The organism is Streptomyces sp. NPDC059718, assembly GCF_042733315.1.
Taxonomy (GTDB): Bacteria; Actinomycetota; Actinomycetes; order Streptomycetales; family Streptomycetaceae; genus Actinacidiphila.
Genome location: NZ_JBHWGA010000025.1, coordinates 140445 through 147665, shown reverse-complemented (window position 1 = coordinate 147665; position 7221 = coordinate 140445). Strand labels below are relative to the sequence as shown.

At 75.7% G+C, this 7221-nt stretch carries 3 protein-coding genes; 2 read left to right on the top strand and 1 reads right to left on the bottom strand.

Going from position 1 to position 7221, the window contains the following annotated elements; all coding sequences use genetic code 11:
* Positions 1–106: 106 nt before the first annotated feature.
* Complete coding sequence (locus ACFV3E_RS26905) at positions 107–4237, bottom strand: S8 family serine peptidase (protein ID WP_500536980.1); 4131 nt, start codon at positions 4235–4237, stop codon at positions 107–109.
* Between the two features lie 183 nt (positions 4238–4420).
* On the opposite strand from ACFV3E_RS26905, the gene ACFV3E_RS26900 reads away from it, so the two are divergent.
* Entirely contained in the window at positions 4421–5422 is a 1002-nt protein-coding gene (locus ACFV3E_RS26900) for a helix-turn-helix domain-containing protein (RefSeq protein WP_500536979.1), read from the top strand.
* Positions 5423–5567: 145 nt separating this feature from the next.
* Positions 5568–7166 (top strand): phytoene desaturase family protein, encoded by a 1599-nt coding sequence (locus ACFV3E_RS26895; RefSeq protein ID WP_500362735.1) that lies wholly within the window; start codon positions 5568–5570, stop codon positions 7164–7166.
* The last annotated feature ends 55 nt before the right edge of the window (positions 7167–7221 follow it).

The window sequence follows — 7221 nt, the reverse complement described above, 5'->3', positions numbered from 1 at the left end:
TGGGGGGCACCCCCGCCGGCGCCGGCTTTACGCCCGGCGCGCCCGCAGGGGCTGGGGGGGGTGGGGGCGCCGGCCGCCCCCCGCCCCTGCCCGCTCCCCGCCCCGCTCAGTAGGAGAACTGGTGGATCTGCCCGTCGTACGGGCCGTACGTCCAGCCGGTGCGGGTCTGCGGATCCAGTTGGACGGAGTTCATCAGGCCTCCGTGGACCAACTCGCCGCCGTGCCCCCCGAACTGGAACCCGCCGAGCGTCCGCAGTACGCCACCGGTCGCGAGGTCGACGACGAGCACCTGCCCGGTGGCGTTGTTGTCCGCCACGAACGCGGTGCCCGAGCCCGCGTAGCTCGTGCCCTCCGGCGCCGTGAACGCTGCCACCGCGACCCGGTTCCGGCCGTCCACCGCCATGGCCGCGGACGGACCGCGGCGCACCGCGGGCGAATCACCGGGCTCTGCGGTGGCCACGTCGAGCGACCCCAGGACGCTCGTGGGCACGATCTTGGTGCTGATCGCGGTGGCCGACAGGTTGTACAGGGTCCCGGCCCCGTCGGACGCGAAGCCGTTGCTGCAACCCGACATGGTCCCCACCGGAGTCACGGTCCGCGTCCGCGGATCCACGCGGGGGATCCGCACGCCGCCCAGGCACAGCCCCAGGGGCGCGCCCTTCGCCAGGTAGACGTCGCCGGTCGACCCGTCGATGTCCAGCAGGCTGTACGTCCCCTTGGGCACACCGGGGAGGTCGGCCGGGATCGGGTCCCCGCTGGTGCCGTCCCGGAGGTCGACGGGCAGCACGAGATCGCCGCCGTCGCCGACCGCGCGGAGCAGCAGCGCGCCGCCGGCCCGGGCCGCGTCGACCCGGCCGACGACGAACCGGTAGTCGGCCGCCGCCAGCGCCGTGCGGCCCACCAGGGTGCCGGTGGCGGTGTCCCAGGTCTCCACCTGCACGTCGCCGCCCGTCGCCGCCTGGTGCACCAGCAGCGTGCGGTGCGCGGCGGGTGCCACGCCGAGGACCTCGTAGTCCGATCCGTCGCCGGGGTCCGAGGCGATGACCGCGCCGTAGACGCCGGTCCTGGTGGAGTAGTGCCGGACCTCGGTGGCGCCGGCGAGCGTGCGCAGGGCGGCGACCGAGTCGTCGCCGGCCGCGGCGAAGGAGAGCACCGTGGCGCCGTCCGGCGCGGGGCCGTCGTCGACCTCCAGGGTGGAGACGGGGGAGGCCTGACCGATCACCCGGTGCCTGGAGTCGAGGGCCAGGACGCGCACGCCGTACACGGCGGAGGTGGACAGGCCCAGCCGTAGCGCGTCGAGACCGGCGGTGCCCTTGGCGGCGGTCAGGACGCGGTGGGCGGTGGACGGCGCGTCGACGCCGTCGTCGTCCAGCCTGGTGCCGTTGGCGTTGGTGAACGTGTTGAGGGAGTCGTGGAGCGTCGGGGCGGGGGCGGAGAACTCCACCTCCGCGTACCGCGCCCCGGGGACGTCGCGCACGTCGTACCGCAGGGTGAAACCGGGGTGGGCGCGGGTGACCTGCGCGACGTGCCCCGGCCGGCCGTCGGCCCCGGACACCAGCGGTGCCTGCGGGCGCTCGGCCGCGCTCGCGCCGTCGACGCGGACCGGGGCGAACTCGCCGTAGGTGACGAGGGCGGGGTTGCCGCCGAACCCGGACTGGGCGATGCCGATGCCGTACAGACCACCGCCGGCGTCGAACGCGTCGGCGGGGACGGTGACGGTGCCGGTGGTGCCCGTCAGCGGCTGGTGCCACGCGGCGCTGAAGACGGGCGCCAGGACCGGGTTCCAGTGGCCGGCGGTGGACACGACGAGCTGCGGGTCTGCGGTCCCCGCCACCCCGGTCAGGTCGTACGAGACGGTGACCGGGTGACCGGCCCGCACCACGGCGGGGGCCTTCGGCGCCGCGCTCTCCACGTAACGGCCGTCGCTGGGGCCGACGGTGAGGGTGCGCCGTACGGTGGCCCGGGTCCGGTCGCCCGTGAGCACCCGGTAGGTGACGGTGATCTCGCGGTCCGAGGCGGAGACCACGGGCAGGCCCGCGGCGTCCAGGAGCTGGGTGGGCGTGACCCGGATCGCCGGGCCGGTGGAGCGCCAGGTCCGGGAACCCACGGTGAGGGTGTACCGCGTGGCGGCACCCTCCGGCAGACCGGTGACGTCCCCGGCGAAGGTGACCGGGCCCACCAGGCCCATCCCGTTGCCGCCGGAGGCCATGTCGCCGAGGTCGATCCGGTCCTGGTCGGTCGACTCCACGAACTGGCCGCCCAGCCCGCCGGTGGTGACCCGGTGCGCGACCGACAGCCGCACCGCCGTCGTACGGCCGCCGCGGTGCCCGAGGGCCTCCTCCACGGCCGCGGTGACGTCGATCTGCCGCCCCACGTCGAGCGTGCGGTCGATCTGCGCCGGGGTCGGGACCGCACGGCCGGTCCGCCGCAGCACGTCCCGGACCTGCGCCGGCGTCAGGTCGTGCCCCGCCAGCCCCGCGGCCTGCAGCACCACGGCGGCGGCCGCCGCGATCTCGGGCGCGGACGCGGACGTACCGCCGTTCAGGACGGGGGTGACGGACTGCGCGTCACCGCCCTGGGGGTGGATGAAGGCGACGATGTTGTCGCTCGGGGCGGCCAGGTCGACACGGGTGCCGAAGCCGGAGGAGAAGGTGCCGAAGCCGCTGATGCGGGTCTCCGCGGTGGTGGCGTCCCCGGTGCGGGTGGCCAGGGTGTCGTCGAGGGTGGTGCCGCCCGCGGCGATCGCGCCGCTGTCGGGCACCCGCGACGGAGCGGTGGAGTACGCCACGTCGTCGATGCGGGTGGCGTCCCGGTCGTTGCCCGCCCGGTCCGTGGGAGTGCTGCCGCCGTCGGGGCCGACGGCGGCGGGGGTGTAGAGCCTCGTGCCGTCGTTGGAGGAGACGACCACCACGATGCCGTCCTTCTGCACGATCGAGGCGATCACCGACCGTACGTAGGGGTCGTCCTCCAGGTAGCGGCCCGGGAAGCCCTGGGCGTCGGTGCCGAAACCGAGGCTGGCGGTGATCACGTCCGGCTTGGGGGACTGGTGGGCGGCCGCGAGCAGCGCGGTCGCGATCTGGTCCATGGTCGGCTGCTGGGGGACGACCAGGCGGTAGCCGGCGCCCGGCGCCACCCCGAGCAGGTCGGTGTAGCCGCTGCCGGTCCGGACCGGGCGCTGCCGGTCGTGGGCCAGCGGAGCCATCACGCTGAAGTCGAGGAGGACCTCTCCGAGGGTGGGGTCCTGCTCCTTGGTGGACGCGGAACCGCTCAGGGTCCCGTCCGGCGCGGCGACGTAGGCGGGGATCAGCGGCATCGAGGGCAGGTCGAGGTAGCGCTGACCGTCCTTCAGCACCGTCGTCGGGCCGTTGCCCCGGACGTAGGCGTCCCCGGAGTCGGCCATCGCCTGGTCGGTCAGGTCGCCGATGGAGACGTTGGTGACGGTCCGCCCGGCGCCCGGCTGCTGCCCGTAGCGGCCCTGGAGGACGTCGAAGGCGCCGACGGCGTCGACGCCGCCGGCGTTGAGGAACGCCTGCGCCGAGGTGGCCAGGGCGAAGTTCCCGGGTATCGCGCCGGAGCCGGCCGGGTCCCCGGTGGTCCCGCGCGCCGTCCCGGACGGCAGGTCCGCCGCCGTCGTCAGGGCGGCCGGGGACAGGGTCCGGCCCCCGGTGTTCATGGTGTTCACGTACCGGTTCGGCTCGGCGTGCACCACGCCCGGCGTGGTGCGGAGTTCACGCGCGACGGCGGCGGAGTCGCGGTCGGCGGTCCGCACCACGTAGGTGCGCGACAGATCGGCCGCGTCACCGCCCAGGCGCTCACCGGCAGCCGAGGTCAGCGCGTCGGCGGCCGACGCCGACAGCGCGGGGAGGAGCGGCTGGATCGACGTGGCACCGGCCGCGCTCAGTCTCCTGTTCACGGCGGCGTCGCTGGTCCCCGCGGCCCGCGCGGCGAACCGGCTGCCCGGCAGCTTCCGGCCGGTCACCGTGGTCCCCGGCGCGAGGGTCACCAGCACCTGCCCGGGCACCACGCCCTCGCGCTGCGCGGGCGGTGCCTGCGCGGGTGACGTGCCGCCCAGCGGTGTACGGGCGGTGAGGGGCGGTACGGAGCCGGCCGGGACCGGCGACGACGAGCCGGCGGCGGAGGCGGCGGGGGCCGGGAGCGCCGCGACCGCGGCGGTGAGGGCCAGGAACGCGACGGCGACGGCACCGAGCCGTCTGCCGGGCGGATGGGCACGCGACATGGAACACCTTTTCAGCGGGGCGAGGGGCTGCGGGAACTCGGTGGGCGCGCCCTCGCCCACCTCGGCGCGGGGCGTCGCGCCCGTTGCTGGAAGATGTCAAGCACTGCGTACGGGCCGCAAGATCGGGAGGATGGCCTCCTTCCGCCAGGTGGCCGTTAGGTGCCACGGAGGTGTCGGAGAGGCATGGGGTTCGACGTACTTGGGCTGACGGACGACACGGAGCGCGTCTACACCGCTCTGGTGGGCATGCCGCGGTGTACGGCCGCGGAGGTCGCCGCGGAGTGCGGCATGGCCGCCCCCGCCACGGGGCGGCTGCTGTCCGCCCTGGTCAGGGACGGACTCGCGGTGCGCAGCGCCGGGCGGCCGCCGCGCTTCTCGGCCGCCGCCCCCGACGTCGCGGTCGGCGCGCTGATCCAGGACCGGGAGCGGCAGCTGGGCGAGGCCCGGGCGCTGGTGCAGCGGCTCAACGAGACGCACCGCGAGGCGACCCGGATCAGCCACCCGGACATGGCCGCCGAACTCCTCACCGACCGTGAGGACATCAGCGACGCGGTCCACCGGCTCACGACCGGGGCCCGCCGCGAGGTGTGCGCCTTCGACCGGCCCCCGTACGTCGACCGGCCGGGCAGCAACCTCGGGGCCCAGCTGGAACGCCAACGCAACGGCGTGGCCCACCGGGTGATCTACGACCGCGAGGCGGTGGCCTGGCCCGGGAGGCTCCGCGCCGACATCGTGCCGAGCATCCGGGCCGGAGAACAGGCACGGGTCCGGCCTGAGTTGCCGCTGAAGCTGGTCATCAGCGACAACAAGGCGGCGATCATCCCGTTCAGCCTCGCGCCCGGCGGCCAGTCCGCCGCGTACCTGATCCACCGCTCTCCCATGCTGGTGGCCCTGCAGGCGCTGTTCGAGGCGCAATGGGAACGGGCCGTCCCCCTCGAGCCCGCCGCGGGGCGGCCGGCCGGGGCTCCCGAGCCCGACCCGCAGGAGCGGCCGCAGCAGCCGGACGCCGAGACCCGGACCCTGCTCACGCTGCTGGCATCGGGGCTCACGGACGCGGCGATAGCCCGCACCCAGGGCTGGAGCACCCGCACCACCCAGCGCCGCATCCACCGGCTGATGACCGAGCTCGACGCGGCCACCCGCTTCCAGACCGGACTGGCGGCGGCCCGGCGCGGCTGGCTGTGAGCCCCCGGCGGCGCGGCGCGGTCCGCTCGACGTGCGGCTGACCCGGACGGCGCGCACGCTGGAGCGTGGGTGCAGTGGACGTCGCCCCGGCCGGTTCCGGTTCCCGTGGAGCGGCCTCCCGGAGCGACGAACCCGAGGAGCACTGATGGCACGCACGGTCGACGCCGTCGTCGTCGGTTCCGGTGTGAACGGCCTGGTCGCCGCCACCGAACTGGCCAAGGACGGCTGGTCGGTGGCCCTCCTGGAACAGGGCGACCGGCTGGGCGGCTTCATCGCCACCGAGGAACGGACCCTGCCCGGCTACCTGCACGACACCTACTCCTCCTGGCACCCGCTGTTCGTGTCCGGAGGGGCCTACGCCGTCCTCGGCGAGGACCTGCACCGCCACGGCCTGGAGTACCGCAACGGCGACGGCTTCGTCACCGGGACCGTCACCGACGACGGCCGCGTGCTCCTCGTGCACCGCGACGCGGCCACCACGGCGGAGGCGTTCGGCCGGGCCGAGGACAGGGCCGCCTACCTGGCCATGCTGGGGCGCTTCCTCGACAACGCCGACGCCATCGGCGGCATGCTGAGCGGCGAGCCCCGCTCCCCGCGGACGCTGCGGCACATCGCGAAACTGGTGCGCCGCGAACGGTTCACCGGCACCGAGGCCTGGCTCCGGTCGGCCGTCACCAGCGGACGCTCCTACTGCCGCGGCGCGTTCCGGGGTGACGAGGCGGACCTGCTGTGGGTGCCCTGGCTGCTGCACGCGGGGCTGTCCCCTGACCACGCAGGGGGCGGCCTGCTGCTGCCCGTGCTCGCGGCCTCGCTCCACGGCTACGGAGTGCCCGTCGTGGCGGGCGGCGCCGGCAACTTCGTCCGGGCCTTCGAGACGCTCCTCGGGGAACTCCACGTGGACGTCCGCACCGGATACCCGGTGGAGCGGCTGCTCCTCACCGACGGCAGGGTCACCGGGGTGGCCGGCGGCGGTGAGCACATCCACGCCCGCCGTGCCGTCCTCGCCTCGGTGACCCCGACCGCGCTGTACGGGGAACTGCTGCCGCAGGACGCCCCGGTGCCCGCCGCGGTCCGCGACCAGGCCCGGCGCTACCGCTACGGCCGCGCCGCGATGCAGCTCCACGTCGCCCTCTCCGCCCCGCCCGGCTGGAACGACGACCGGCTCGCCGGCATCCCGCTGTTCCACCTGAGCGACGGATCGGCGAGCACCGGGATCGCCTGCGCGGAGGCCGAGGCGGGCCTGCTGCCGCGCCGGCCCACGGTGGTCGTCGGCCAGCAGCACGTCCTCGACCCGTCCCGCGTGCCGGAAGGCGCCGCGTCCCTGTGGATCCAGCTCCAGGAACTGCCCTTCGCGCCCGTCGGCGACGCGGCCGGCGAACTCGACGTCGGCGGCGGCTGGACGAAGGCACTGACCGAGGGCTACGTCGACCGGGTCCTGGCCCGGGTGGCCCGCCACGCCCCGGACCTGCCCGGCAAGGTGCTCGCCTGGGACGCCGTCACCCCGGCCGACCTGTCCGGGCACAACCCCAACGCGGTGGCCGGCGACCCCTACGGAGGCTCGGCCGAACTCGACCAGAGCCTCCTGTGGCGACCGCTGCCCGGCGCGCCCCGGCACGCCACACCCGTCCCCGGGCTGTGGCACATCGGCGCCTCCACCCACCCCGGCCCCGGCCTCGGCGGCGGCTCGGGCCACCTCGCCGCACAGCAGCTCATCCGCGGCGCACGACGGCCCGGGCGCCGCTGACCCGGGCCCGCGCCGCGGCGGGACTGGTGCGCCGGACGGGGGCGTGGTCCCCTGG